General features: G+C 60.0%; 24 protein-coding genes and 1 pseudogene. 14 read left to right on the top strand and 11 right to left on the bottom strand.

Going from position 1 to position 24,637, the window contains the following annotated elements; genetic code table 11:
• Positions 1-41: 41 nt before the first annotated feature.
• The gene (locus EA462_RS12195) at positions 42-2,108 is read right to left on the bottom strand and encodes a DEAD/DEAH box helicase (RefSeq protein WP_124178845.1); all 2,067 of its coding nucleotides are present in this window, start codon (positions 2,106-2,108) and stop codon (positions 42-44) included.
• A gap of 89 nt (positions 2,109-2,197) precedes the next feature.
• Positions 2,198-2,497, bottom strand: a pseudogene (locus EA462_RS12200) (group I truncated hemoglobin); the annotation flags it as partial.
• A 138-nt stretch (positions 2,498-2,635) separates the two neighbouring features.
• Between EA462_RS12200 and hemC the strand changes: the two are divergent.
• From hemC to EA462_RS12220, 4 genes are read left to right on the top strand one after another with little or no spacing between them, the layout of a single operon-like run.
• Entirely contained in the window at positions 2,636-3,763 is a 1,128-nt protein-coding gene (gene hemC, locus EA462_RS12205; protein WP_124178846.1) for a hydroxymethylbilane synthase, read from the top strand.
• A gap of 16 nt (positions 3,764-3,779) precedes the next feature.
• A complete protein-coding gene (gene cobA, locus EA462_RS12210; RefSeq protein WP_124178847.1) occupies positions 3,780-4,688 on the top strand; it encodes a uroporphyrinogen-III C-methyltransferase in 909 nt (302 codons plus the stop codon).
• On the top strand, positions 4,685-5,488 hold the full coding sequence (locus tag EA462_RS12215) for a uroporphyrinogen-III synthase (protein WP_124178848.1): 804 nt from the start codon (positions 4,685-4,687) through the stop codon (positions 5,486-5,488). Before cobA ends, EA462_RS12215 begins: the two co-directional genes overlap by 4 nt.
• A gap of 56 nt (positions 5,489-5,544) precedes the next feature.
• Positions 5,545-7,062: a DHH family phosphoesterase gene (locus EA462_RS12220; protein WP_124178849.1), complete on the top strand. Its 1,518-nt coding sequence runs from the start codon at positions 5,545-5,547 to the stop codon at positions 7,060-7,062.
• A 283-nt stretch (positions 7,063-7,345) separates the two neighbouring features.
• On the opposite strand, the gene EA462_RS17460 is transcribed toward EA462_RS12220, so the two are convergent.
• The 4 genes from EA462_RS17460 to EA462_RS12235 form a co-directional block, all read right to left on the bottom strand.
• A complete protein-coding gene (locus EA462_RS17460; RefSeq protein WP_207891656.1) occupies positions 7,346-7,603 on the bottom strand; it encodes a hypothetical protein in 258 nt (85 codons plus the stop codon).
• Positions 7,604-7,808: 205 nt separating this feature from the next.
• Positions 7,809-7,976, bottom strand: a complete 168-nt coding sequence (locus tag EA462_RS17335) for a hypothetical protein (protein ID WP_165872057.1) — start codon at positions 7,974-7,976, stop codon at positions 7,809-7,811.
• A 261-nt stretch (positions 7,977-8,237) separates the two neighbouring features.
• Positions 8,238-9,152, bottom strand: a complete 915-nt coding sequence (locus tag EA462_RS12230) for a hypothetical protein (protein WP_124178850.1) — start codon at positions 9,150-9,152, stop codon at positions 8,238-8,240.
• Positions 9,153-9,332: 180 nt separating this feature from the next.
• Positions 9,333-10,316, bottom strand: coding sequence for a hypothetical protein (locus EA462_RS12235; RefSeq protein WP_124178851.1), 984 nt, complete (start codon positions 10,314-10,316; stop codon positions 9,333-9,335).
• A gap of 602 nt (positions 10,317-10,918) precedes the next feature.
• Here EA462_RS12235 and EA462_RS12240 point away from each other — a divergent pair.
• The gene (locus tag EA462_RS12240) at positions 10,919-12,823 is read left to right on the top strand and encodes a transposase (RefSeq protein ID WP_243641409.1); all 1,905 of its coding nucleotides are present in this window, start codon (positions 10,919-10,921) and stop codon (positions 12,821-12,823) included.
• Between the two features lie 484 nt (positions 12,824-13,307).
• On the opposite strand, the gene EA462_RS12245 is transcribed toward EA462_RS12240, so the two are convergent.
• The gene (locus EA462_RS12245) at positions 13,308-13,565 is read right to left on the bottom strand and encodes a hypothetical protein (protein ID WP_124178852.1); all 258 of its coding nucleotides are present in this window, start codon (positions 13,563-13,565) and stop codon (positions 13,308-13,310) included.
• A 156-nt stretch (positions 13,566-13,721) separates the two neighbouring features.
• Positions 13,722-14,108 (bottom strand): hypothetical protein, encoded by a 387-nt coding sequence (locus tag EA462_RS12250; protein WP_124178853.1) that lies wholly within the window; start codon positions 14,106-14,108, stop codon positions 13,722-13,724.
• Between the two features lie 249 nt (positions 14,109-14,357).
• On the opposite strand from EA462_RS12250, the gene EA462_RS12255 reads away from it, so the two are divergent.
• Together EA462_RS12255 and EA462_RS12260 are read left to right on the top strand one after the other, a co-directional pair.
• Complete coding sequence (locus EA462_RS12255; protein WP_124178854.1) at positions 14,358-14,726, top strand: DUF5783 family protein; 369 nt, start codon at positions 14,358-14,360, stop codon at positions 14,724-14,726.
• A 69-nt stretch (positions 14,727-14,795) separates the two neighbouring features.
• Positions 14,796-15,152 carry a NifU family protein gene (locus EA462_RS12260; protein WP_124178855.1) on the top strand — a complete coding sequence of 119 codons (357 nt, stop codon included), beginning with the start codon at positions 14,796-14,798 and terminating at the stop codon, positions 15,150-15,152.
• Positions 15,153-15,257: 105 nt separating this feature from the next.
• On the opposite strand, the gene EA462_RS12265 is transcribed toward EA462_RS12260, so the two are convergent.
• Both EA462_RS12265 and EA462_RS12270 read right to left on the bottom strand, forming a co-directional pair.
• The gene (locus EA462_RS12265) at positions 15,258-16,157 is read right to left on the bottom strand and encodes a ketopantoate reductase family protein (protein WP_124178856.1); all 900 of its coding nucleotides are present in this window, start codon (positions 16,155-16,157) and stop codon (positions 15,258-15,260) included.
• Between the two features lie 47 nt (positions 16,158-16,204).
• Entirely contained in the window at positions 16,205-16,498 is a 294-nt protein-coding gene (locus EA462_RS12270) for a DUF7130 family rubredoxin-like protein (protein WP_394341823.1), read from the bottom strand.
• 239 nt (positions 16,499-16,737) lie between these two features.
• Between EA462_RS12270 and EA462_RS12275 the strand changes: the two genes are divergently transcribed.
• Entirely contained in the window at positions 16,738-17,274 is a 537-nt protein-coding gene (locus tag EA462_RS12275) for a hypothetical protein (protein ID WP_124178858.1), read from the top strand.
• 28 nt (positions 17,275-17,302) lie between these two features.
• Here the strand turns inward: EA462_RS12275 and EA462_RS12280 are convergent, their stop codons facing one another.
• A complete protein-coding gene (locus EA462_RS12280) occupies positions 17,303-19,309 on the bottom strand; it encodes a DUF7504 family protein (RefSeq protein ID WP_124178859.1) in 2,007 nt (668 codons plus the stop codon).
• A 336-nt stretch (positions 19,310-19,645) separates the two neighbouring features.
• Between EA462_RS12280 and EA462_RS12285 the strand changes: the two genes are divergently transcribed.
• From EA462_RS12285 to EA462_RS12310, 6 genes are all read left to right on the top strand, one after another.
• Entirely contained in the window at positions 19,646-20,782 is a 1,137-nt protein-coding gene (locus tag EA462_RS12285) for a DUF5305 domain-containing protein (RefSeq protein WP_124178860.1), read from the top strand.
• An 81-nt stretch (positions 20,783-20,863) separates the two neighbouring features.
• Positions 20,864-22,003: a S26 family signal peptidase gene (locus EA462_RS12290; RefSeq protein ID WP_124178861.1), complete on the top strand. Its 1,140-nt coding sequence runs from the start codon at positions 20,864-20,866 to the stop codon at positions 22,001-22,003.
• A 128-nt stretch (positions 22,004-22,131) separates the two neighbouring features.
• Complete coding sequence (locus EA462_RS12295) at positions 22,132-22,683, top strand: DUF7344 domain-containing protein (RefSeq protein WP_124178862.1); 552 nt, start codon at positions 22,132-22,134, stop codon at positions 22,681-22,683.
• Between the two features lie 67 nt (positions 22,684-22,750).
• Positions 22,751-23,242 carry a hypothetical protein gene (locus tag EA462_RS12300; protein ID WP_124178863.1) on the top strand — a complete coding sequence of 164 codons (492 nt, stop codon included), beginning with the start codon at positions 22,751-22,753 and terminating at the stop codon, positions 23,240-23,242.
• 328 nt (positions 23,243-23,570) lie between these two features.
• Positions 23,571-24,134, top strand: coding sequence for a hypothetical protein (locus tag EA462_RS12305; RefSeq protein WP_124178864.1), 564 nt, complete (start codon positions 23,571-23,573; stop codon positions 24,132-24,134).
• Positions 24,131-24,637 (top strand): hypothetical protein, encoded by a 507-nt coding sequence (locus EA462_RS12310; RefSeq protein ID WP_124178865.1) that lies wholly within the window; start codon positions 24,131-24,133, stop codon positions 24,635-24,637. Before EA462_RS12305 ends, EA462_RS12310 begins: the two co-directional genes overlap by 4 nt.

Raw genomic sequence — 24,637 nt, forward strand, 5'->3', positions numbered from 1 at the left:
ATCGAGAAGCCGATCGAGAGACGATCTGTGAGCGATCGCGACTAGAGGTCGTCCTCGCGAAGCTCGATATCCGCGATGAGATCGTAGGGGTGAGCCCCCTTACGAATCCCGTCGAGGAGCGCAAACGCCTCGTCGGGCTCGAGGAAGTGTTCGGTGACGACGCGTCCGAGCGGCGTCGGTTCGAAGCCGTCGATGAACCCGTACTGGAGGAGCTTTCCGACCGCGTGTTTCGTCGGAACGTCCCCGAGCATCCGGTCGTTGAGCGATTTGGCGGCTCTGGCACCGACCGTGACGTTCGCGAGCGTCTCCTCGACGGCGGCCGATTCGTCGTAGTGAGTCATCACCGACTCCATCTCCCCTTTGAGTAAGGTAAAAGCGACCTCGTCCTCGGTCATCTCCATGGAGTTGTGATACGCACAGTCGGGCTCGACGAGAACGTAGACCGTCCCCTCGTCGTGATAGTCCGGTCGGCCCGCCCGCCCGAGCATCTGGTGGAACTCCTGGACTGAAAGCCACTCGATCCCCATCGCCAGCGAGTCGAAGACGACCTGCGAGGCGGGGAAATCGACGCCCGCCGCGAGCGCCGCAGTCGTCACGACCGCCGCGAGATCCTGATTTCCGAACTGTCGCTCGACCGTCTTTCGACGACCGTAATCGAGCCCGGCGTGGTAGGGCGCGGCGGCGTACTCGAGTTTCCGCGAGATCTCGTGACACCGCCGTCGCGAGTTGGTGAAGATGATCGTCTGGCCGCGATATCCCTTCGAGGATTCGGTATCGAACTCCCGTTTGACGAGTTTGTTCGCGACGCGCACCTTCTCCCTGCCGTCCGCGAACGTGACGTGGCGCTCGATCGGGACGGGACGCTCTTCGAACTCGATCAGGGTCGCCTCGAGCGCCGTGGCGAGCTGTTCGGGGTTGCCAACGGTCGCAGAGAGATACACCCACTGAGCGCCGTCGTAGTCGTCGCGGCGGGCCGCCCGCTGCTCGCAGGTGTGTTTGAGCCTCGAGATCAGCCCGTCGAGACGGTGGCCCCGCTCGTCCTCTTTGAGCATGTGGACTTCGTCGATGACGACCGTTCCGATGTCGCCCATCTCCTTGCCCGTCCGCAGCGCGTGGTCGATCCCTTCGTAGGTCCCGACGATGACGTCGGCGCCGGGATCGAACTGATTTCCGTCGTCGTTGATCCGGCTCGCACCGACCCGAATGGTGACGTCGACGAGGTGGCCGTACTCGTCCTCGAAGTCCTCGTACTTCTGGTTTGCGAGGGCAACGAGCGGGACGAGAAAGAGCATCTTTCCCGCGCCGTTCAGGACGCGGTCGATTCCGGTCATCTCTCCGACCAGGGTTTTCCCGGTCGCCGTCGCCGACACCACGAGCTGATCCTCGCCGTCGAGCAGTCCGTTCTCGACGGAGAGGCTCTGGACGGGTAACAGGGTCTCGAAGCGGTCTTCGAGTAACCCCTGAATGCCGGGGTGGAGGGACAGCGAGTCCACGGTGACCGGATCGACGTCCTCGACGGTGGCCGAGATCGTATCGAACTTCGTCAGATCCGGATCGAGTCGGCCCTTGAGCAGGTTGACGATCCGTTCTAAATCCTGGACCTCGAGCATGAGGTCCTCGAGACGCTCTTTGGCCGCGCCGGTGACCGTCCCGCCACCGGTGTACGACAGCTGGCGCTCGAGTTCCTGGCGAGCGCAATCCCGACAGATCCAGTCCTGGTCGTCTTTGATCGCGGTGTCGGTCGTAACCGGCGAGTACCGTCCCGCCGACGCACAGTAACGACAGGTGCGGACGGCCTTCGCTTTGTCCTCGAGTTGGTATCCCGAGAGCATCTCCAGTAGTCTCCGTCGATCCGCAGACGAGGTCTGCTCGGAGATGCGGATCCGTCGCGTTCGGCGGGCAAGCTCGACGAACTCGTTCGGCGGACGTGGCTCCTCGCTCGAACCTTGTTTGAGTCGAAACTTGGCGGGACGTGGTCCCGCGTCGGTCTCCGAGAGGCCGAGCTTCGCCCGAAACAGCCGCTCACCATCCCGTTCGACGACGACGAGATAGTCGTCGCCCAGTCCGTGACAAAAGATCGTCTCGACCTCCTGGGCCTGCTTCGACACGGTCCCAGATAGCGGGCTGGCGTACTTGAGCGATTCGGACTCGGCTCGGACGGGAATCGTGGGGTGCCAGGAATCTCAGCGCGGGCGGAAGTCGCGGTGACGGTCTCGTCCTCGTAGTTTGCGACCGCGAAGATGACGTCCTCCCGGTCGGATTCGTTCACGTCGAACGACGCGAGCGTCTCCTCGAGGTGGGTTGCGACGGCCTCGAACTCCTCGAGTGTGATCTCGAGGTGGTCGTGGGCGGTCGCCATCTCGTCGCCGGTGTACTCGACGGGGCCACCAGCCACCGCACTGAGGAACTGCGTCTGGTGGGCTCGTTGCTTTTGCATGTCGACGACAGCAGCAATCGCTTCGGTACCGCCGAGTCGATCGCACAGCGTTGTAGGCATCCGATTCGTCGTTTCCCTCGAGAGCGTATGAATAGTTCCACGAACATATTTGTGGGAAGATATCGACGCGTCTCTCGGCCGGACCGAGATCGACCGACAAGCGTGCGCTTTTCATAGTTCAGGCGACGACTGACGACTATGAGAACGCGTGGGACGTTGCGACTGGCGACGCGGGGGTCAGATCTCGCCCGACGACAGGCCTCACTGGTGAAATCGGCCCTCGAGGACCGTCGGTACGAGGTCGAACTCGTAACCGTCGAGACGACGGGCGACCAGATCAGAGACGAGCTGATCCATCGGCTGGGAAAAACGGGCGCGTTCGTCCGCGAGCTCGACGAACACGTCCTCGAGGGGGATCTCGATGCCGCGGTCCACTCGATGAAGGACATGCCGACCGAACAGCCGACGAAACTCGTGACGGCCGCGGTACCCGAACGGGGCACGCCGGGGGACGCCCTCGTGACACCCGACGGGACGACGCTCGAGGAACTCCCCGAAGGATCGGTCGTGGGAACCTCGAGCCTGCGCCGGCGCGCGCAGTTGCTCTCCGAACGTCCCGATCTCACGATCGAGCCGCTTCGGGGGAACGTCGATACGCGCCTCGAGAAGTTGCTCGCGCCCGCACTCCAGGCGGAACATCAGCGTCGAAGCGAAGCCGACAGCGAGCGAAAGGCGAGCACGGGCGACGAGGAGTTCGAACCCGAGTTCGATCGGACCGTCGACGAGTGGTTCGACGATCTCCCAGAACTCGAAAAGCAGGCCCTCGGCCGCGAGGTCGAGACGGAGTACGACGCGATCGTTCTCGCGGAGGCCGGCCTCGAGCGGAGCGGGGTCACGCACGCGGTCGACTACCAGCGCCTTCCGACGAACTCGTTCGTCCCCGCGCCGGGTCAGGGTGCACTCGCCGTAACAGCGGTCGACAGTGAGACGGCTCGCGAGATCCAGTCGGCCATCGACCATCCGCGAAGCCGCGTCGAGACGACCGTCGAGCGAACCCTGCTAGCGGAACTCGGGGGCGGCTGTATCGCGCCGATCGGCGTCTACGCGGTGGTTCAGGGTGAGTACGCCCACACGCGGGTGAGCGTCTTCGATCGCGACGGCGAGGAATCGGTGGCTGCGACCCGGGACCTGCCGGTCGAAACGTACGCCGAGGCGGCACGCGAGTTCGCGGACGATCTCTCCGAGCGCGGCGCGGCGGCACTTATCGAACGCGCACGGGAGGACAGCGAAACACCCGCCGAGGAAGACAGACCCGACGGCAAATAGCAATTCAGAGATCAGCATGTCCGATACCGACGCGGAATCCGACGACAGTGACGAACCGGGAACGGTCTATCTGGTCGGCAGCGGTCCCGGCGATCCCGACCTGTTGACCGTCAAAGCGACGCGGCTACTCGAGAACGCCGACGTCGTCCTTCACGACAAGTTGCCGGGTCCCGAAATCATCGAGATGCTCCCCGAAGATCGCCGCGAGGACGTCGGCAAGCGCGCCGGCGGCGAGCGGACGTCACAGTCGGAGATCAACGAGCGCCTGGTCGACCTCGCCCGCGAGGGCAACGCCGTAGTCAGGTTGAAAGGCGGCGACTCGTTCGTCTTCGGACGCGGCGGCGAGGAAGCCGAATACCTCGCCGCCCACGGCGTCCCGTTCGAGGTCGTTCCCGCAGTTACCTCGGCCATCGCCGCGCCCGCCGTCGCGGGGATCCCCGTGACCCACCGCGATCACGCCTCCTCGGTTTCGTTCGTAACGGGTCACGAAGACCCGACGAAAGCTGAGTCGGCAGTCGACTGGAGCGCACTGGCCGCCACCGGCGGCACGATCGTCGTCCTGATGGGGGTCGGTCGGCTCCCCGACTACACGGCCGCGCTGCTCGAGGCCGGCATGGGCCCCGAGACGCCGGTCGCGCTGATCGAACGGGGGACCTGGCCCGGCCAGCAAGTCGCCACGGGCACCCTCGAGACGATCGTCGACGTCAGGGACGAGGCGGGGATCTCGCCGCCGGCCGTGACGGTCATCGGCGGCGTCGCTGCGACCCGCGAGTCGGTCCTCGAGTTCCTTCGAAACGAGGACGGAACGGCGGTCGCAACCGACGGGACGCCGACCGGAGACGGGGAGCCGCCGGACAAAGGTGGCGAGGAATCGGGCAAAGGCGGCGAGGCGAGGTCCGAAAACGGCGAGCGGGGCCCGAGATGAGCGACCAGCCCACTGTCGCCGTCTTTCGGCCCGACGACGAGCGTCTCGCGGAGGCGAGCGCCCTGCTTGAGTCGCTCGGTGCGGACCCCATCGTTGATCCGATGCTCGCCGTCGAGCCGACCGACGAGACGCCCCGTACCGACGCCGAGTACACGATCTTCACGAGCAAGACCGGCGCGGAACTCGTCGCGGACGCCGGCTGGGAACGCGGCGAGACGACGGTGTGTGCGATCGGGACTCCGACGGCCAGCGCGCTCGAGCGCGTCGGGTACGCGGTCGATCTCGTCCCCGAGGAGTTCACCTCGAGCGGTCTCGTCGCCGCACTCGACGGGAGCGTGAATCCCCGAATCGAGCGAGACGAACGCGAGAGCGACGCGGAGAGACGATCGGCGAACACACCGCGAGAAACCGTCGAGGGCGCACGCGTCGAGGTCGCCCGCAGCGACCACGGCAGCGACGTCCTACTCGAGGGACTCGAGGCCGCGGGCGCGTACGTCCACGAAACGGTCCTCTATCGCCTCGTCCGTCCCGAAGGAAGCGGCGAGTCGGCCGAACGCGCCGCCGGTGGCGGCCTCGACGCGGCGTGTTTCACCTCGTCGTTGACCGTCGATCACTTCCTCGAGTCCGCAGCGGACCGTGGAATCCGAGACGAAGCGCTGTCCGGACTCGCGAACGCGACGGTCGGCGTGATCGGTGACCCGACGCGAGAGACCGCCGAGTCCCAGGGCATCGATGTCGACGTCGTAGCCGAGGAGGCGACGTTCGACGCGCTGGCGCGGGAGACGCTCGAGGCGCTCTAGCACCGGCGAGCCCCGATCCGCACCTTTATTCGGGAAGCCGACCCAACGATACGTCGATGGCTGGCCCGATTCCCGATCTCGAAGAGCGCGCGACGCTGTGTGCGCGACGGCTGTACTCGGCCGATCGCGTTCTGCTCGCGTCCCACATCGACGCCGACGGGCTGACGAGCGCGGCGATCGCCGCCCAGGCGATCGAGCGCGCGGGGATCCCCTTCGAAACCGTCTTCGAGAAACAGCTCGACGAGGACGCGATCGCCGCACTCGCGGCGACCGAGTACGACACCGTGCTCTTTACCGACTTCGGGAGCGGCCAGCTCGACGTGATCGGTCAGCACGAGGACGCCGGCGAGTTCACGCCCGTTATCGCGGATCACCACCAGCCGGCCGATCGGGAAACGAAGTACCATCTCAACCCGTTGCTGTTCGGGATCAACGGCGCATCCGAGCTGTCCGGAGCAGGGACGAGTTACGTGCTCGCACGCGCACTGGCGGCCGTTTCCGACGACGGTTCGGACACGAGCCAGGGAGTCGCGACCGACGGCGGCGTCGGCGCGAATACCGCGGCTCCGGACGACGCCACGGACGCCCGCCCGGACAACACCGATCTGGCGGCTCTCGCCGTCGTCGGTGCCGTCGGGGATATGCAGGCATCGAGCGGCGAACTTCACGGTGCGAACGCGAAGATCGTCGAGGAAGGCGTCGACGCCGGCGTTCTCGAGACGGGGACCGACCTCGCACTCTACGGGAAACAGACCCGACCACTGCCGAAGCTCCTCGAGTACGCTACCGACGTGCACATTCCCGGCATCTCGAACGACGAACGCGGCGCGTTACGCTTTCTGGACGGACTCGACCTCGAGTTGAAACGGGACGGCGAGTGGCGTCGCTGGTCGGGGCTCACCAACGACGAGAAACAGACCGTCGCCAGCGCACTCGTAAAGCGCGCGGTGACGAAAGGCGTCCCCGCCACGAAGATCGACCAGCTCGTCGGGACCGCCTACGTGCTGGCCGAAGAGCCCGTCGGAACCGAACTCCGCGACGCCAGCGAGTTCTCGACGCTGCTCAACGCCACCGCCCGCTACGATCGAGCCGACGTCGGCCTCGGCGTTTGTCTCGGAAACCGGGACGAGGCCCTCGAGCGCGCCCGGAAACTGCTTCGTAATCACCGACGGAACCTCTCGGCGGGAATCGATCTCGTTACCCGGGAAGGCGTCACCGTCGAAGACCACGTCCAGTGGTTCCACGCCGGCGATCGAATCCGGGAAACGATCGTCGGTATCGTCGCCGGAATGGCGATGGGGAACGCGGGAATCTCGAGGTCCAGGCCGATCCTCGCGTTCGCAGAAAAAGGGGTCGACGGCGACGACGAGCCCGATCTGAAAGTGTCGTCTCGAGGCACGCACAGCCTCGTTCGACGGGGACTCGACCTTTCGGTCGTGATGGGCGAGGCATCCCGGGCGGTCGGCGGCGACGGCGGCGGCCACGACGTCGCCGCGGGCGCAACGGTTCCGAACGGAGCCGAACGCGAGTTCATCGAACGCGCCGACGAGATCGTTGGTAATCAACTCTCCTGATCGCACGAGGAGAGCGCGGTTCGGAGCGAACGACGTGATCGAGAGCCCGGACTCTGCGGTGAGTGTGTGAATAGTTCACTTGTGAGCAGGGTACGCGAGACCACTCAGTCTGGAGAGTGGTCGCTGTCGGACCTATGCATTATTCCCTATCTTCGCACACCAGGGGTCTGGCAGCTAATGGAGATACCTCTATGGCAAGCACGGCTTTATTCCACCGATAGAGCAACCAAACCGGGTCCTTAGACCTTACAATACGTTATCTGACACTGGAAGCTACCAAATTCTAGAAAGAATCAAGGCTTCGTTGATCGTCCGTGACGCCTTTCCGGCCGCCGCCACCAACCGACCTTGGATCGACGATTTCCCCAGACTCGAGGCGGCGTTCGACCCACTCGGCCCGCTGACCGATATCCTCGAGATGATCGTATGGGTAGTGGGTGTTACCTTCGGTCAACCGATCAGTGACGACGCGAAGGTTTCGACGAAATATATCGTTCGTCTCGTGGTCAAGCAGCGAGGGATCGGCCAGCACAAACGTCACCGTCCCACTCGAGATTGCAGCGATCGACGTCGACTGGCTTGGCGAGGTCGGCTATGTCAACGTCGGTCGGAGGGTTCGTGTCTGTACCTGATTGCTCGAGACCCGCCTGCAGCGAGCTGCCACCAGTCGTCTGTGAACTCGTACCACCACTCTCGTGCGCGTAAGCGATACCGTGAGCTCCGTAAGTATCTGACTATTGTGCATTTCAAATAAGTCCGCGAAGAATATTAACTGCTGCAGACATGCTTGGTTGCTCATCTTCATGATACCAGCGGAGAGCTAAGGTTGCACCTAATAAAGAAGCAATAGTGATGAGTCCGAAGATAACAACACCGGACATTAACAATCGAATTACGGTAATGGTATTTTCCATACTTTCATATCTGGTCATAAAGCAATATAACTTATGGTGATGTTTGGCCTGGGGCCTGTTCGGAAATTTGTTGTGTGATTCATCGAGTCGTTGATCAGTGATTATTCTGCGGCGTGAGAATGAAAGTGACCGACGATGACGGCTTAAGTGTGCCTTTCAAATGTCCTCACCAGCCGATGTACTAAAGCATATACCTGTCACAAACATCCTTGCAGCGTCATCCCAAAAATACAGTGTCCCGGATTTATAAAACAAAACCAGTTATTCTGGGATTTGATTCAGTGGGTGTTCAGCCAAGCGTTCGCCGGATTCCGAGCAAACTACGGCTAACACTTTGCGGGAATAACAACATGATTCGACAACATCCTCAATCAGTTCGACATCGCCGCGGTCGCTAGGACACTCTTCAAGGAACAGCCGAAGCGCGCTGAGTAACTCTCCCTTTTGTTGTGGGCGTCGTTGTTCCCAGTTTCCATCCCACTCGCTGAGAATAGAAGCAGCACTAACATCAGCTATGAGTGCAGCCTCAGAAGGCCACTGACCGATGATATTATCGTCCTTTAGTAGTACTCGTGCGTCGTTATGTTTTTCAATAATATATTCCTCATTGGTTTCCTCAAGTCCAAACATACTAACAGCCTGATTGGAAGAAATCTCATCTGATTCCAGTGATTCAATACGCTCTGTCCATTCATTACCAAATGCTTCAGTAAGACAGAGGTCGTCTTGATTTTCACATTCTTTGAGCACATTCAATTGTTCGTAATAGATTTCGATATCAGTTTTCTCTTGGTTGTAATCAATAGAGGTAACTTCGCTCTCGCCTGCAGGTCTTGGATCACCAGAAGTGACTGCCGTTGTCGTATTTTGTGCATCCTCTACATCCCCGAGCCCGGTCATTACTGGTGGTTTCTCAGGCTTTTTTCCAAACCAGCGAAGTACCTCCGGTGGAAGATACTGTTTTGTCAGCGTCGGTGTTCCAGGTACCAGATATCCGCGCAGGTAGATCAAACCGATTGAAACTCCGAACACAACTGCACTGAGAGCCTTGGACTTTCGAGCGATCGTGATGCCTGCAATGAACGCAATGGCTAGATTCAGTACTGTGCACGGAACACATCGATTTTCCCCGGTGTATTCTGGCTGCTCAAGTTGTTCGATTATTTTCACTACCATCGTTAATCACATCCAATCCAATCAATATAAGATTACCTTTACGACTATTGTTACTAACTTACAGAATGATGTACAAAATAAGGGTAGACGATGGCGATACCCCCCCCCCCTTAAAAGCGTCCAGAGAAAGAAGACAGGTGGCGAGTCCTGCAACTCGTGCGTTTGAATTCCTCAATGAGGTCAGCAATCGGGATAATTATAATCCTCCTCTGTAGGAATGTCTTCTAAATCACATTTTGGCAGTGGCAACTCCTGACCAGCATTTGGATTGAACATCGCACATGGGTGTGGATACAACGGAGGGTCAGGCTCATGGACATTTTCTTCCAGCCAAGATTCGCTTATATTCACTTCCACACTGTTAGAGGGACATGAGATGCAGCTCCCAGCTTCCCAGAGAGCAATACCAGCGCCGTAAGCACAGAGAAGGGCACTCAACGGGTTGGAAAACCCGGTCAGACAACCTAAAATCGCTGCCATGTCTATCCCAAGAGCCGATACTATACAGTCAGCGGACAGGCATGTTATTCCATCGTCAAAATCTACGGCTCTAACTTGAATCGTACAGTAGTCGTTTGAGGCAGGCAAAACTGCTACTGTTCCAACATCATCATCATCGTCTTCTTCGATCGTTGTGGTTTCAGATATTACTTCGTTTCCACGGATATCGTAACTTGCTGCTTCGATTATTTTACTCCCAGATTCAGCAAGCATCTGACTGTTATCCGAAATGTGGACAATATTAGCACCTTTTGAAACATGATCAAAGTGTTTCGGTTCAGCATCATCTATTCCAAAAGTATCGTTTCCGTTCCAGATCAGACGGAAGTATTCGTCCTCTTCTTTATTACCGGAGTGATCAAATGGCAGCACTAAAGTGTCAAAACTACCCTGCTTTGATTCCGTTTCAACTTCTTTGGTCTTAGCCGTCGCTTCATTCCAGTTGGGTGACCAGCCCATGTTCTCCGCTTTTTCAATAAGCATCGACACCTCTTCATCATCTTTCAGCTTTCTCCGGAGGGAGTCATAATGATGAGAGTCTACTTCGGAGGCATTTATCATATTAAGTCCTTCGTTATCCTCATCAGCTCCAGCAACCGTGCTGGGAGTGACGGTTCCGAGTCCAATTACACCCATGCTTCGCATGAGATTTCTACGCTTCATACAATAACAATAGTATATATCCATGAATATAAATCTTTCTCCTGAACTGTTAATTATGGGCACCGCCTATATGAGAGTTTGAGAAGCGAACAGATGGTGGCGAGAAGTGCTCATGCAAGTCGATGGCCTGCTCAGAATGAGCTTAGATGGGTGAAAGAGGTAATATGCTGTATCAATTCTCTGTATCCGGCGTGTCTTCTCAGGAGAAGTTGAAACGAAACGTAGCGGTCTGTTCACTGCAGCACCTTCTCCAAGCAGACACCTACTCTAACCCGATGTGGTCGCCTGAAACCTGGGGTGCTGGATGATGAGTGACCATTGAGTTATTCAGGTTTACTTTCACTCCGGTACCGGACCCCTTTTATTCGCTTCTGCAAAAATATACGGCAATGACAAACAGATTCCCGACGATCGCACCCTCACTCGGGGATGACTCCTCTCTTTCTTCAAATCTTTCTGAACTATCTGAGGTAAAAGACACAAAATCGGCAGACGATCCTACTGCGTCGGAATACTATCTCGACCTGGTGAAAGTTGCTTCACTCCGAAAGGAATTTGGCGTTGAACTGACCGGCCCAGATGCGTTTGAGGACGACATCACAATGGCGGCCCAAATCACAGCAGGAGAGATCATCGAGGGCCTCAACGACAAAGTTGACCTCGCCAAGGCCATCACCGACGCGATGATTCCGTTCGAATCGCTCGAGGACCCGTACTGGGGCGATCATCCCGAAATTTACGAATTCGAGGTGATGCTTCGGTCGTTCATCTACGGTGAACTCAGAGGGATCCGTTACCACCAGGACCTCGCGGACTTCCTCGAGCGAAATCCCACGATCGCGTTCACGCTGGGGTTCAAGCCCGACTTCGGGCCGGAAAACGAATACCCAGCGTTGAACGTCTTCCAGACGCCAAAGACACCACACCAGACGACAATCACTCGCTGTGCGAACAAACGGTTTCTCGCACAGGCAGAGCGATTTATCACCGACGTCGCCGACCGAGTCGAAGCCTACTGCCGCCGGCACACCCACCTCGTCGAGATGCACGAGCTGTGGAGTGAGACCGACGACACCAATCCAGGCGAGTCCGAGGAAAAACTCGACCCGGACGGACTCACGAAAGAGCAAATCCGGCGGCTCGTGAACGAGTTGATGCGTCACGTCTGTCCGAATATTAGCTTCCAGCGTGGTGTGAGCAAGCAGATCCGGAAGAACCTCTTTCTTGAAGTCATCGCTCACTGCGGGCTGACGAACTCGAGTGTCTACGGCGGCGGTGACGTCTTCGATATCTACCTCTGCCCGGAAGAAGAGGAACTCCCGCACGGCCGGACGTTCTTCGACCATATGGAGGGAATTGCTCTTGAGGAGATGCTCGAGATGTTCGACGCCGCCGTCGAGAGCATGGTCGGCGGGGCGAAGGATATCGGTCTCTACGACCGGCCGGTTGACCTCGCGATCGACGTGACGACCGTCAAGTACACCGGTATCGGGAAGTCGTTCAGCTTCCAGACGCTGGCCGACCCGGATAGTGACGAGTGGAGCAAGCGGGAACGCTCCGAGGCGAAGGCGGCGATCGAGGAATGGGAACTCGAACCGATCGTCGGCGAAGACCCGGCGGACATCAAGCACGCGAATTTCGATAACCTGGAGAAGCGGGCGGCCGCCCGTCGCGTGAAAGATTGTGTTCGGTGGGTCAACGGCACGAAAGACCAGGACGAGGAGATCGCATACGGCTTCCAGTTCGCTGCTGCTGCCTTCGCGGAGCACACGTGTCCGATGATCTACGGCGTCAAGCCGATCAACAACCGGACCGGTGACGAACTCGCTGGCCACGTCCGGCAGTTCGTCGAGCGCGCTCAGGACCTCGTCGTAGTCGATACCGTGTACATGGACGCCGCCTATGGCCGGTGTTCCGAGGTACACAATCTGTTTCACTACGGTCACGGATTCCGAACCGGCGATCGGTTTGACGTCGAGTACGTCACAAAGGTTCCCGAAAGGAGTCGCGGCAGGCGTGAGGTGCTCGAGGAACGGTACAAGATCGAGCATCGATTCGAGGACGGAAAGACGGCACTGAGCATCAAACGCAACTACGGTTTCGGCGATCAACACAGCGGGACCGGGAACGCACACACGACGCTCGTGGCAGTGAAGAAATGGTCCGTCGACACCGTTGCGGACAAAGTAACCGACCGAGTGGTCTTCGCGACGAACCACCAGGGCGAAGACCCAGTCGAGTTGATGCGATTTATCAACGGCTACCGTGACCGCTGGGTAATCGAGAACGGTTTCAAAGAGGTGAAGAAGTTCTTAGCTGAGACGCGCAGCTCGAGCGAGAAACCACGGCTGTTCTACTTCTTGTTCGCCGTCCTGCTGTTCAACGTCTGGATGCTGATCGATCGAGTTGCGAAGAAGCGTCTCGGCATGGAATTCGCCGGCGAACCGATCATCAAGTTCGAGGTGTTCGTCGCCGCCGTGGCAAACTTCATGCGGCCGGTAGACTAAGCTGGCCCCGTTTCCGGTTCGACGATCGCGAGTGGCGACACTGTTCTGAACTTCGGTTTTCTGCGTTTTCCTGTCAGAATCCGCTAGATAGCCGACTCTAGTTTTCTGATAGAGCCTGCTTTCACTCGAAAAGAGGTGTGTTCTTACTTTTGTTCAGTGTTAGAAGTGCTTAGAGAATCCTGTTTCTCGATTAGCTGGTCTGGTGTTGTATATATCGAAATATAGTATATACCCACAGACGAGAGTCACAACAGTTCGGTACCAGCGGATACCACGGAAACCACGACTCTCACAGGAGATGCACTTCAGTTAGCATTAATCAGTCAAACCGGGTTCCCGCGCTCGAGAAGACGGTGTGGCAGATCGTCGAGCGATCACTCGAGACGAAAATAGCAACTAAACCCGTCCGTCGACTCGAGACAAGCGACCGGATCACGTTCGATTCGACTCGAGCTCGACGGGACGTCACGATCGACGCGCAGTATTAGGCTTCGCTGCTGAGGTCCGCGTCGACGCGAACTTCCGAATCGGTGATCGTCTCGATGTTTTCGCTCGGAATCTCTATGTCATCTTCGCCGGCACCGCCACGACCGAGACTCTGGATCCAGGCGTTCGTAAGCGTTGGCTCGGGGTCGACGTACGCGACCTGTTCGATCGGATCGATTTCGGTGACGATGCCGATCTGTTCGCCTCGGACGTCCATGAGAAACTTCCCTTCGTCCTCGGTGGAGAGCACTGACATTGTACTCGGAAGGTATTGGTTCCACGATAAGTGTTTGTTGATTCTATGTGAGAGGGATCGCCCGATTACCAGTGGTGGGCGGACGGTCAAGAACAGCGACCGTCATATACCATATGCGAGTATACAAAATGGCGATGGTGGGATCGGACCGCGTCGTCAGGCCGACTCGGATACCCGCTCTGGAACGAGACTCGAGAGCGAGACGCGTTCGAGAACCGTTCGGACGTACAGTACGTCCTCGGCGTCCTCAACAGTCTCGTGGACGCGATTCATGCATTCGAGCAATCCTTCGGTCGCCGCATGGCGAGTGGAAACCCGACCGATTGCTTCGGAAATCGGCTGTTCGCCGAGCGAGTAGCTGTATCGCAGTTCCCAGCACCGACAGAGGCCGAGTCCGGGCGGAGGTCGTGGGATCGTCGCGTCGGCAACGAGTTCGATCGGGAGACGACTACATCGGTAGGAGAACCGGTCGTCACGGTGTTCCGCGAGCCCCCACCCCGGAGGGAGCGCTTCGCGAGGGATTGGGGGGTGGTCGGGGGACATGAAGCATACGTCGCCGGTGATCGAAATGTTCGTTCCCCTTGCGTACGCACCCTCCGTATGTAAGCACTCCCTACCGATCGACGGACAGACCGACCGGTGCGTCCGTCCGAAACGTCGAGCCGAACGGATCGCTGTGTCGGGTTATCGGTGGGACCCCGATCCGTCTGCAGTTGCACCGGTACCGACTGACAGCAGACCGTACCAGATCCGATCGCCCGACTTTTGTCCTCGCTCACCGTTTGCCCGGGTATGGCCGATTTCGACCCCGAGAAGTTCGATGACAAGTACGCCAACTACTTTCCCGAACTCCAGCAAGCGTACAAAAACGCCTTCAATCGGATGAACGACCGGTACGACTCGAAACTCATACACGCGATCGATCAGCAGGTGCTCAACGAGAGTGAGCCCTTCTACGAGGGGCACGCCGAACGGAGCACTGGAGAGGGTAACGGAACCGAACCGGGCGACGACGAGGGGGAGTTCCGAATCGATCTTCCGGAGGATCCCTACGACCGGATATCGGGCGTCGTCGTCGAGAAGAACCGCTTCGAAGAGGTCCTCGAGATCTACGTCGACGAGATCAAAGCTGAACTCCGTCGCGTCTTCGGGTTCGTCTGAGACAGCCGTCGAGACCGACCGAACACGAGGGACGGAAGGTTTAGGGGCTCGGACACCCAACGGTTGCCCATGAGCACCGAAACCCAGAACGACGGGGACGACCTCGAAGAGCGCGTTACGAACTTCCTCCGTCGAAACTTCCCGCAGATCCAGATGCACGGCGGGAGCGCGGCGATTCAGGAGATCGATCGCGAAACCGGCGAGGTCACGATCGCACTCGGCGGTGCCTGCAGCGGCTGTGGCATCTCACCGATGACGATTCAGGCGATCAAGAGTCGAATGGTCAAAGAGATTCCCGAGATCGAGAAGGTCAACGCCCACACGGGAATGGACGGCGGTGGCGACATGGGCGACACGAGCCCGTCGTTCCCCGGCGAAACCGTCGACGACGGCGAGGTCGACGAAGGACCGGAAGCACCGTTCTAGATCCCGTCGGCCGCCACTGATCGGATTTTCGAGAGGACGTTTGCTTCGGATTCGACGACGGGAGAGAGGCCACCGTTTTGCGTTCGGCGGTGTCGTTCTCGGCCGCTATCGCAGTCCTCGAGCCCGTTCCCACGTCCGAACGAGCGTCGCGAGGGTTCGGTTCGTCGGTACCTCGAGTCCCCGTTCGCTCGCACGATCCAGGACGTAGCCGTTGATCGCGTCGATTTCGGTCCGCCGACCGGTACGGACATCCTGGCGCATCGACGAGGCGTTTGCGGCGGTGTCGTCCGCGACGCGCGCCATCGATTCGAGCGCGACCCGGTTGGGTAGATGAACACCGCAGGCTCGAGCGACGCGCGCCGTCTCGCGGGTTGCCGCACGCGCGGTGTCGTTCGCCGGCGGATCGAGGACGGCCCCGTTCTCGACGTCAGCCAGCGCGGTGACCGGGTTGATCCCGGCGTTGACAGCGAGTTTTCCCCACAGCCGACGCGGCATGTCGTCCGCGACGGTCGTCTCGAGACCGACCACGGAAAAAGCTCGTCCGACGCGTTCGGCCAGGACCGAGGAGCCGCCCTCTCGAGCGCCGAGAACGATTTCTCCGCGGCCGGTGCACTCGACAGTGCCGGGTTCGCGGCGGACCGCACCGTAACTCGCCGTTCCGGCGAGGATCGAGCCCTCGAGGACGTCTGCGAGCACTGCTTCGTTTCCCATCCCGTTCTGGAGCGAGAGAACGACGTCGAACGATCCCGTCGCGAGCGCGTCCGCAGCGGTGGCTGTATCACCGGATTTTACGGTGACGATCGCCAGATCGGCCGCGAGTCCCCGGCCGTCGGTCGTCGCCGCCGGGAAGACGGTTGCTTCGAGTTCGCCCTCGATGTGCAATCCGGAATCGCGAATCGCCTCCGTGTGTTCCGCTCGAGCGACGAGCGTCACCTCGTGGTCGCGCGCGAGACGCCCGCCAACGAGGCTGCCGAGGCTCCCGGCACCGAAGACGACGATCTCCATACGCACGTCCTGTGGTCAGCGAGACCAAAACGGTTTTCCTCGAGCGATCAGTCCTCGGTCCAGTAGTAGAGGTTTTCACGTTCGGTGTTACAGGACGGACAGGACGACGGAAAATCGTTCTCGAGCGTCCCCATCTCGCCGCACTCGAGACAGCGCCACATCAGGTGTGCCTCACCGAACTCGTGACCGGACCGGACGTGCTCGATGCTCAGTCCCTCGAGGCCGTCACGAAGCGTCACGTAGAAGCCGTCCTCGTCGAATCCGCGAATGCGACCGATCGGCCTCCCGGTTTCAGTGTACACCGTCGTTCCGGACCCGAGCCGTGGACGGTTCTCTTTCATTGCCATACGGGATCGTATGCGGCCAACGGACATAAACCAAATACGGCTATCAGAAATGAGAACAGAGACGGCGTGGAGACAGTCTGTGCTCGAGACTTATCGCCGGGTCTCGGTGGAATCGATGGTCGCCGTCCGATCGGTCGCGCAACTGCGTCGTGAATGACTCGAGGTGACAGCCAGCTGTTCTGATCAGTAATGTTTTATACACGCTCCGTCCCAACAGTTGCACGTACCGTCTCATGAACACCGCACCGACCGAAGAAACCACGGGGCTGCTGGAGCAACTGGAAGCCGAGGCGAACGATCGAAACGTATCGACGGAGGCGTACGTCCACGAGATCCTGACCAACAGACATGCGGTGCGCGAGGCGAACGAGTCCGAATCGGAGCTTCGAAAGCAACTCGAGCGACGAGAGAACCGTATCGAGGAACTCGAGGCCGAACTCGCACAGTATTCGACGACGGAACAGGAGCTTCGAGGGGAGATCGCTCAGCTACGCGAGCGAACCGACGAACTCTCGACGGCGCTGAGCGAGGCGAACGACGAACTCGTCGACAAGCGCGAGTACATCGAGGGACTGGAAGAGGACGTCTCGTCGCTCCGGGAGCGACTCGAGAGTCGAGAAGAGCGGATAACCCAGCTCGAGACGCAACTCGCGCGACGGTCCCAGATCGAAGACAAGGTGAGCGAGCTCTCGATGGTCGTTCGAGAGGAGCGCACCGCGAGGGACGCGCCGTTTTTCGTTCGGTGGTGGCGGTGGATGCGAGGGAAGTGAGAGAACCACCGACACGGTCTCGGACCGATCACTCGCTCTCGAGGGAGGTCCCGACCGAGTCGATCGTGATGACGCGGTCGAACAGCGGCTTGAGCGTGTTGATCTCGTGTGGATCGCCGGCGGAGGGATCGACGTGGAAGTGTGAGACCGCGTCGACGGTCTGGAGCTTGCTGAGAAAGAGGTGCAAAAATCGGAACGTTCCCTGGACGCTTTTGTACTGCAACAAGACGTCGAGCGGATCGTAACAGACGACGATGTCAGCCACGCCGGAAGTAGCCCACTCGTCGACCGTCCCCGTAACGACGATCCCCAGCCGGGTGACGTCGTTTGGATTGTTGATCCTGACGTTTTCGACGGTCCCCTGAATCGGGTCGGGGATCGGCTGACTGTAGCCGATCGAGATGATCTTGACGCGAGCTGCGTCCGAGGCGATCCGCTCGAGTCGTTTCCCGTCTATCTGGGTGTATCTGATGAGCAAGACGTGGCTGTCCGTCACGTCGTCCAGTCCGAGGAGGTCCGTACAACAGGCGGTCTTGCGGTCGTCGTGAGAGCCACACTGGACCAGGACGCTCGTCCCGTGCTCGAGATCGAGGCTATCGGGTCTGTGGTATGCATCCGGAGTGCCGAACAGCGCGTCCGCAGAGTCAGCGTTCGGCTCGTCCGGCGATGTCGCAGGGTCGGACGAGTCGGCCGACTGTCCGACAGCGTCAGCCGAATCCGCGGCATCCGGATCCGGATCCGGTTCCCTCGAAGCTGTCTCGTCCGCAGTCACATCCTCGAAACCACCGATATCGTCGCGAAGATCGTCGATATCGCTCTCGAGTTCGTCGGTATCGCTCTCGGGATCGTCCGTGGCTTGGTCTTCGGACTCGTCGGCGGCATCCTCCTCGAGATGATCTCTGAGCAGGACGAGTAACTCGTCCTTCGACAGCTGTTCCAGACGGTCCGGGTCGTCGTTATCTCGATCCGTCTCGTCGCGTTCGTGAGCGAGTAGCTGTTCGATTTCGCCGCGGTCCGCACTCGAGAGCGCAACGGTAGAACCGATCGAGTCCGCGGCTGTCCGGGTAGAGTCAGCCGTGTCCCCTTCTGTCGACTCGGTGTGGGTGGGGACGGCGGAGGAAAGCGGCAGAGAGTCGTCGGGACGACCCTCGAGTTCGCCGCCGGACTCCGTGTCCGCAGTCGATCCGGTCCCCTCGGACTCGATCGGTTCGGGTTCGCCAGCGTCGGTCGGCGCTGATTTCTCGACGTCGATTTCCCCGGACTCTGCGGCTTCGATCGCAGACCGTGCGAGCTGGAACGCCGCGTCCGATTCAGCGGTATCGTCGTCCGACGTCGGGGGGCCATCGTTCGTCTCCGTGGACCCTCCGGACCGTTCGTCGCTGGGTTCCGAGGGGGTGGACGATCCGTCGGCGGACGACGACCCCGTTCGGAGCCGACTGTGATAGACTGGGCCGAGGATCCGATCGAGCAGCCGAGTTAGCCGTCCGGAAACGGTCGGGGACAGCTTCGTCGCGACCGAACGAAGTATCCCGTTCGTCTCGGCTCGATCCCGGACCACGAGTTCGTTCGTTCCTCGAGACGACGCGTCACTCCCGATCGGTTCGATTACGATGCCTTCGTCTGGATCGGTGATGTCCTCGGTCCGGGACTGGGAGACGAGCTGCTCGACGTGGCGAGCCAGCGGCCAGTAGGCGTTTTCGAACGCGGCAGTGGTCACGCATCGAGTTACGCCGGCTTCGACGGCCGCGTCGACGGGTGGGTCGGAATCGGGGTTCGCGAAAAGAACGACCGGGAGCTCGGGCTGCTCCTCGCGAATCCAGCGGACGAGTTCGAAGTCGCGCCGTGCGAGCAGCGTGCACTCGCCCAGAACACAGTCGATCCGAGAGGTCTCTATCAGTTCCTTTCCGGTCTCGAGATCGCTCGCCGTAAGAACGTCAAACCCGTGAACGGTCTCGAGGACGTACGCGTGACGGTCGAGGGAAGCAGCGTCGTCGAGAGAGAGTATCGTCAGGTCGATATTTTCGTAGTCTGCCATGTTCCCCCAGTCACTGTTCGAACGTCGCGGACCTGTATCGATCAACTCGAGCGGTGCTCTCCCGTTCCCCGCTCACGAATTCAATCAATGAGTTGTATAGGTTTCTAGCAGTTATTAAGTCTTTTCGCTCAGAGTTAAGGTTCCCGCGTCACTGCATTCTCCTAATGAGCGAGTTGGGGAACTGTATCGATACTCGACCGGTGATCGGATCCGTCGACGGCCCGACGGTCGGCTCGGAGAGTCCGATTCCGACGAGTCGAGGGGGAACGGAAAAGGGGGAACGAACCCGTCGTGGTCGGCACACGTGAGTCGGTCACTCCGGGAGCCGAGTGACTGATGGCGGCGATCGATCGGGGAGTGCGGATACGAGCGTTCGTACAGACGTGGTTCGCCGTCGGCGTCGTCGTGCTCTTGCTCGCGACGCTGGTTGGCGGATGGTGGGCGTATCAGGTCAACGTCGTCCCAGACGTCGCGGAAGAAGAGCGGCTGGTCGAACAGTGGGACGAATCCACCGCCTACGACCACAGCGCCAGTATCGAACAGGATTCGGTTCCGTTCGAGGAGGGTGAAGTCGTGTCGAACCGACCGATCTACTACACGAACCTCTCGAGCGGGCTCAACGGGACGTACACCTACGGGTATAGCGCCGAGGACGGGGACGTCTCCGTCACGACCGAGACGCTCTTGCTGATCCGTGCGGGCGAACTCGAGGATCAGCGCGTCGTCGAAACGTACTGGGAGGTCGCGGAGCCCCTCGAATCGACCAGTGCCGACTCGGTCGGGCCGAGCGACGAACACGCGGTCGAGTTCAGCGTCAACGTAACCGACGTACTCGAGACGATCGAGACGGTCGAACGGCAAGTCGGTGCGACGGAAGGGCTGGTCGATGTCCGCGTCGTCTCGGTCACAGATGTGGACGGAACCGTCGAGGGCGAGTCACACGCTGACACGTACGAGAGCGAGATGATCATGGTGGTCGATCCCGCGACGTTCAGGGTGATCGAGACGGATACGATCACCGAAGATCACCCCTCGTTCGAGACGGTTCAACTCATCGCAGAGCCGTCGCCACACGAGGTGTACGGTTCGATCCTCCTGTTTACCGCAGCGTTCGTCTTGCTCGTCGCGCTGTCGTTCGCGCGGATCGGCGGATACACCGATCTCTCGGAGAACGAACAGGAGCTGTTACGCCTCGAGCGCGACCGGGCGCAGTACGACGACTGGATCACGACCGGGAAGTTCCCATCGGAGCGCGAGTACGAACAGACGGTCCTCGTCGACGATCTCGAGGGTCTGACGGACGTCGCGATCGATACGAACAAGCGGGTCATCGAGGACACCCAGCTCGGCGTCAGCACCGTGTTGGACGACGAGTACATCTACCTCTACGTCCATCCGAACTCGCCGGCCCGGGACTGGCTGGTGAACTACGCCGACACGACCCTCGAAGAGTTCGAAGCCAATGCGTTCTGAAACGCGACCACTGCGTTCTGAACCACGCGTTCACGTCGGGAAAGCGTGGCGAACCGTCCCACCCGCGACACCTGTCCAGCCATGAAAGTGAGCGATCTCGGCCAGTACACACTCGCGTTGCTGATCGTCCTGATGATCGTCCTCTTGTTGTTCGGACAGCTGCTGGGACAGCCGTTTATCGTGTTCGTCGAGACGGGAAGCATGGAGCCGACGCTCGAGCCGAACGACGGCTTCATCGCTATTCCGGCGTTGTTCGCGGGCGAGATCGAAGAAGGCGACGTGGTTCTGTTCGACGCACAGGAACTCGGCGGCGGGGAGCTGACCACGCACCGGGTCGAGGAGGTGACGGACGAAGGGTATCTGACGAAAGGAGACGCCAATCCGTTCATCGATCAGGACGGCGACGAGCCACCGGTGGCGGAGGGACAGGTCCGATCGGTCGCCGTTCAGATGAACGGAAACATGGTCGTGATTCCGGGTCTGGGTGCCTCGGTTACATCGATAACGACCACGGTCGAGTCGGTACAGGACCGGGTTTTCTCGCCGTTCGGGATCGATCCGCCCGACATCGGCACGTTTTCGACCGGCGTCCTCGTGCTGGGCCTCGTCCTGTACATCGTCAGTACGATCCGAGCAACCGGCGACAAGCGCGCACGCGATCGCTCCGAGGGGAGTCTGCTCCAGAACGCGGTACTCATCATCGTCATCTTGACGCTGGTGGTGATCATCCCGGTCAACTTCTCGATGTTGCTCCCCTCTGGAACCTACCAGTACGAAATCGTTAGCTCGACGGATCCGACGTCGGACGAGCAGGTGATCGGCGTCGGAGAGTCGAGCGAGGTCACGTACTTCATGCAAAACAGCGGTCACCTGCCCGTCGTCACGATTTTAGAACCGGCCAGCGACGGCGTCGACGTGCCCGAGGGCTACACGTACGTACCGAGGGTCTCGGCAGAGAACGTGTCAGTGACGATGCATGCACCCGAGGAAACCGGAGTTCACTTCCGATTCGTCCGCGAGTATCGGTACCTGGTGGTGTTACCGCCGTCGTTGATCGCGACCCTGCACGCGATACATCCGGTCGTCGCACTCGCCGCGATCAACGTCACGGTCGCGGCCGTCGTCGTTACCGTGTCGGTCGCGACGATCGGCACGAACCGGATTCGAACGCGCTCGAAGGGACGCGAGTTGACGATCTGGGAACAACTTCGACGCCGGTAGTCGATCGTGGGAGTCACTCGAGTGGACACTGCGTCCCCTCGTTCCTGTCCGAAGAGACATCGAGAAAGTGTTAAGTCTCGAGGGTTAATATTCCGTAACAGACGACCGGAACTCCGGGGGGAGACAGCATGAGTACAATCGTCAGATCTGAATCTAGAGAGGAGAAAAACGCGCTTTTTACCGCACTGGGGAATCATCGACGCAGGTACGTGCTGTACGCCTGCAATCAGGCGAACGGGCGAACGAAGCTATCGGACGTGGCCGAACAGGTCGCCGCCTGGGAGTACGGAAAGCCCATCGACGAGATCACGTCGACCGAACGAAAGCGCGTCTACACGTCGATTCAGCAACACCACCTCTCGAAACTCGAGGACGCGGGATTGCTGGAAGTCGCGAACGGAAACATCCGCATCACGGATAAGGCCGAAAATCTCGACGTCTACCTCGAGATCGTGCCGGAAAAGAACATTCCGTGGGCGACGTACTACCTGGGGCTCGCCGCCATCGGTGCGTTCTCGGTCGGGATCGCCCACGTCGGCTGGCTTCCGGACGCAGTCTCCGTATCCGTGGTCGCCGCACTGTTCGCGTCGGTCCTCGCCGTCTCGGCGGCGATCCACAGCATCGAATCCCGACAGATGACGTTCAGCGCGGCGGACGTTCCGCCGGAGGTCAGCCGATGAGACACGGAGAAGACGAAAGCGTAACCGACGGGATCGATCCACGGGTCGATTCGCGCTCGGAGAACCGATGAACCGACGCGTGTTCGGTCGCACGGTTGCAGTCGGTATCGGATCCGTGATCGCGGGGGGATGTCTCGGCGGAGGAGCCGACGGGGGCTCCACGTCGGATCCGGATTCCGCTCAGACGGACGACGACGCCGCGTCGAGTTCCGACGAGGGGTCACCAGCGGACGACGGACGCGAATCGGCGCAGGCGCTGGAAGCGGGGTTCGACTCGCGAGGGCTCGACGTCCTCGAGAGCGAGGTCGACGGCTCCGACCGAATCGTGATGACGATACAGACGAGCGGGAACCTCGATGAGGACATCAGGATCGCGGGGGGTGCCTACGCAACGGAGGCACAACAGATAGAGCGCGATCTCACCGTTCGGACCGAGGATCGAGGTTTGCACCAGGAAACGTTCACGATCGAACGGGACTGGGCCGTCCGGGTCGCAACTGACCGGATGAGTGACGAGGAGTACCTAGAGCGGATCGAGGAGACGCGAACGAACAACTGATACGGGTCGTCGTACTGTTTTACTGGTGATCCGCTGCTCCGCTCGAGAGGTCACTGATACCGAATCACAACAGACCGTACGAGTGGGTGTAACTCGGTGGGTTACGGTGAGGCTCGACTCCTCGGAGATCGAATGTGGACGAAAACGATAGATAGAGGGATCTGGCACAGCCTGAACGACAACAGTAGTCCTCCGGGGCGATTGAACGGTATAAACGATCGTCTGGCTCAGCCTGAACCGGTTCTGGGGGTCGGATCCCGAATTATCGGGTTCGCCTTGAACCCTTCTGGCAGCACAATACAAAGGGGACAGACACGAATGGTGATATATGGGAATTACACGTCGAAACACGATTATTGGACTTGGAGTACTGGCTGGCGGAGCGGGACTCATCGGCGGCTCCGGCGCGTTCGACAGCGTCGAGGCAAACCGGAGCTTCGACGTCAGCGTCGAAGGGGACGCGGGCGGACTGCTTGGCCTCGCGGTCACCGACTCGATCATCGCGACGACCGAAAGCGCCGGTGCAGGCGAGAACGACGTCATCGCGTTTGACCTGGAGGACGCCGACGACGGATCCGACCGGGCGCTCAACGAGAACGCCGTCACGGATTTCTACTCGGTGTTCGATATGACGAACAACGGCTCGCAGACCGTCGAGGTCAGTGTGGACACCGGCGAGGCGAACGGCGTCTCGTTCGTCGTCGTAGAGGAGCGAGCTGACAACGGGAGCGTCGTCGGCGAAGACGTCGATCTGGAAGGTGACACGGTCGAGCTCGAGCCCGGAGAGACGGTCAGCGTCGATATTTCGATCGACACGACCGACGGTGGGTACACCGAATCGGAGGACGAAGACCCCTACCAGATGACCATTACCGCTGAATCGACGGAATGATCCAACGGCGACAGGTGGTTCTCGGGCTGGGTGCACTCGCGGCGGGAGCGGGACTCATCGGCGGCTCCGGCGCGTTCGACAGCGTCGAGGCGGACCGTGACGTCTCCGTCGAGTTCAGCGGCGACGGGGACGCCGTCCTTGGGATGAGCTCGGCAGACGCCGATCGGGAGTTCGTTACGGTCGAGGCCGACGACGACGGCGTCGTCGGAATGACGATCGAACGGCTGAACCAGAACGCACGCACGGCCGTGAGCAACCTGATCGCGTTTACCAACAACGGAAGTCGACCGATCGAGACGATTACGGCGACGATCGACGACCGGAGCGAAAACGCCGCAGTCGTCGTCCACGACGATCTATCTGGGATTCCATCGATCGGCGTCGGGGAAACGGTCGTCGGCCTCGGACTCACGATCGATACGCGCGAGGAGAACGGTCACGCGGGAAGTCCGGATGTCATGGGAGAAATACGGATTCACGCGTCGACGCTCTCGGAGGAGTAA

This window comes from Natrarchaeobius halalkaliphilus, from assembly GCF_003841485.1.
Taxonomy (GTDB): domain Archaea; phylum Halobacteriota; class Halobacteria; order Halobacteriales; family Natrialbaceae; genus Natrarchaeobius; species Natrarchaeobius halalkaliphilus.